The organism is Streptosporangium sp. NPDC006013 (assembly GCF_040614275.1).
Classification (GTDB): domain Bacteria; phylum Actinomycetota; class Actinomycetes; order Streptosporangiales; family Streptosporangiaceae; genus Streptosporangium.
In genome coordinates this window covers 1-2,768 of record NZ_JBEXUE010000790.1, presented here as the reverse complement: position 1 = coordinate 2,768, position 2,768 = coordinate 1, and the positions used below count along the sequence as shown (strand labels likewise).

The following is a 2,768-nucleotide window of genomic DNA, read 5'->3' as shown; positions in this document are numbered from 1 at the left end:
GCGGGCTGATCGCCGTGGGCCGGTAGTCATAGGTGTCCTCAAGCCTGATCTCCCCCTTCCGCCGCTGACCGACGCGGCCCGTCTGACCACCTCGGTCAGCTCCTCGCGCAACTCGGCGAAGAGCGGGTCGGTGCGGGGGTGCTCCCCGTACGGCACGGCCGAGGCGCGGTCGGAGACCACCCGGCCGGGCCTGCCGCTCAGCGCGAGCACCCGGGTGCCGAGGTAGACGGCCTCGTCCACGCTGTGGGTGATGAAGACCACGGTCGTGCCGGCCCGCCGCCACAGCTCGCGGACCTCCTCCTGCATGCGCTCCCTGGTGAAGGCGTCCAGGGCGGCGAACGGCTCGTCCATCAGCAGCAGCGCGGGGTCCGGGGCGAGCGCGCGGGCGATCGCCGCGCGCTGCTGCATGCCTCCCGACAGCTCATACGGCCTGGCCCTGGCGACGTCGGCCAGGCCGGTCAGCTCCAGCAGTTCGGCCACCCGCTCGCGCCGCGCCGCCCTGGGCAGGCCGCGCAGCCCGAAGCCGACGTTTCCGGCGACTGAGAGCCAGGGGAAGAGCCGGTGCTGCTGGAACACGAAGCCCCTGGTGGGGGCGGGCCCCGACACCACCGCGCCGGAGGCGGTGATGGTTCCCGCCGACGGCGCGGTGAAGCCCGCCACCAGCCGGAGCAGCGTGCTCTTGCCGCACCCCGACGGGCCCACGATCGTCACGAACTCCCCGGCGGTGATCTCCAGGTCGATCGGCCCCAGCGCGTCGACGATCCCGGCGCGTCCCCGGTAGGAGTGCGACACCCCGGTGAGGGCGAGCGCGGTGTCCCGCGCCGCTCCCGGATCGGCCACCGGGGCGGTCTTTCCATCGTTGGCGGGAGCACTCTCGTGCGCGGTGCCGTTCGAGGTGGCCGGGTCCGCTCCGGGGGCGGTGGTGCCGGCGTCAGCTCCCGGCGAAGGCATCCGCGAGCTCCTGCGTGGCCAGGCCCTTCTGGAAGACCGCCGGATCGGGGACGACGTCGATCTTCTGCTGGCCCTTGAGGAACTCGGCCGCGCTGTGCAGGTTCTCGGCGAGCTTGCCGGGAGCGTCCGGGGTGCCGAGATAGTCGGCGGAGCGCTGCTCACTCGCGTCGAGGAGCACGAGCTGGCCGAGCTGGCGCGCGGCCTCGGCCGGGTCGAGGTTGAGCTGGCGGCCGATGGCCGCGGCGGCGGCGCCGGTGTCGCTCCTGGCCAGCTTGACCGCGCGGTCCTGCTGCTGGAGCCAGATGCTCAGCGCCTTCGGGTACTTCTTCGCGAAGTCGTCGCTCACCACCGCGAGGTCGGCGGTGAGCCTGCCCCGCTGGGCCAGCTCCCGGCTGGTGACCAGCGTCGTGCCGCCGTTCTTCTGCAGCTCGGCCAGGGTGGGCGTCCAGACGTAGGCGGCGTCGATGTCGCCGCGCTGCCAGGCGGCCTGGATGTCCGGCGGCTCCATGTCGAGGATCTTCACGTCGGACTCGGAGAGGCCGGCCTCGGTGAGCGCGGCGAGCAGGCTGTAGTGGGTGGTCGAGGCGAAGGGGGCGGCGACCCGCTTGCCCGCGAGGTCCTTGACGTCGGTCACCCCGCCCCGGGCGACGAGCGCCTCGTTGTCCCCGATCACGTCGAAGATCCACGGCACCCGGTACGGGATGTTGAGCGGCGCGGACAGGCCGCGGGTGACCGGGCTGCTGCCCGCCAGCCCGATGTCGAGCGAGCCGGCGATCATGGCGGTGTTCACGTCACCGCCCGAGTCGAACTTGCTCCAGGTGATCTTGGTGTTCGGCAGCGCCTTCTCCAGCCACTGCTGGTCCTTGACGATCAGATCGCCGTTGGGAATGAGCTGGTAGCCGATGCGCAGGGTCGCGGGGGAGCCGTCGGCGGCGGGCCCGGTCTCCTCCGTGCCGGACCCGCAGGCGGTCAGGGCGAGGGCGGCGGCGGTCAGGGCGAGGGCTATGCGTTTCATTGGGGGTCTTTCCTAGGTACGGCCGCGCCAGGGCACCAGGCGGCGGTCCAGCGTTTGCAGCAGGAAGTCGATGAGCAGACCTGACAGGCCGATGACGATGATGCCGAGCACGACCACGTCCGTCTGGTTGTAGCGCTGGGCGTCACGGACCATGCCGCCGATGCCGGGCACCCCGTTCACGGTCTCGGCGGCGACCACCGTGGTGTAGGCGACGCCCACGGCCACCCGCACCCCCGTGATGATCTCGGGCAGCGCGCTCGGCAGCACCACGCGGAGCGGCAGCTCGTGCCGGCGGGCGCCGAGCGAGCGGGCCGCGTTGAGGTAGTCCTCGTGCACGCCGCGTACGGCGTCCGCGGTGGCCACCGCGACCGGCGGGAGCGCGGCCAGCAGCAGGAGCCAGATCTTGGGCTCCTCGTCGATGCCGAACCAGATCACCAGCAGGCTGAGGTAGGCCAGCGGCGGCAGGGTGCGGACGAACGTGACCAGGGGGCCGAGCAGCGCGCGCAGCGTGGGGACCATGCCGATCAGCAGCCCCAGCACGATGCCGCCACTCACCCCGTACAGGCAGCCGAGCCCGATCCGGCGCAGGCTGGTGAGCAGGTGTTCCTGCAGGGTGTGGCCGCTCACGCCGTCGGCGGTGGTGCGCAGGAACTGGTCCCAGACCGCGACCGGCTCCGGTACGAAGACCGGTGGCCAGATCTCGGCCATGGCCACGGCCTGCCAGATCGCGATCAGCGCGACGATCGCTCCGGCCCGCAGCGCCAGGGCTCGCCAGAGGGTACGGCCGGCGCCCGGCTCGGTT

The 2,768-nt window shown here is 72.5% G+C and carries 3 protein-coding genes; all 3 read right to left on the bottom strand.

Annotated elements, in window-relative coordinates; genetic code table 11:
* On the bottom strand, window positions 1-951 hold a 951-nt coding region (locus ABZ260_RS49535; RefSeq protein ID WP_355632509.1), incomplete at its 3' end, for an ABC transporter ATP-binding protein.
* Window positions 932-1,966: an ABC transporter substrate-binding protein gene (locus ABZ260_RS49530; protein ID WP_355632506.1), complete on the bottom strand. Its 1,035-nt coding sequence runs from the start codon at window positions 1,964-1,966 to the stop codon at window positions 932-934. The genes ABZ260_RS49530 and ABZ260_RS49535, both read right to left, overlap by 20 nt.
* 12 nt (window positions 1,967-1,978) lie before the next feature.
* Window positions 1,979-2,710 (bottom strand): ABC transporter permease, encoded by a 732-nt coding sequence (locus ABZ260_RS49525; protein ID WP_355632512.1) that lies wholly within the window; start codon window positions 2,708-2,710, stop codon window positions 1,979-1,981.
* Between the last annotated feature and the right edge of the window lie 58 nt (window positions 2,711-2,768).

Bases quoted from the DNA above. Each gene is read 5' to 3' on its own strand.
- ABZ260_RS49530 (WP_355632506.1), bottom strand. From the start codon at position 1,966: ATGAAACGCATAGCCCTCGCCCTGACCGCCGCCGCCCTCGCCCTGACC.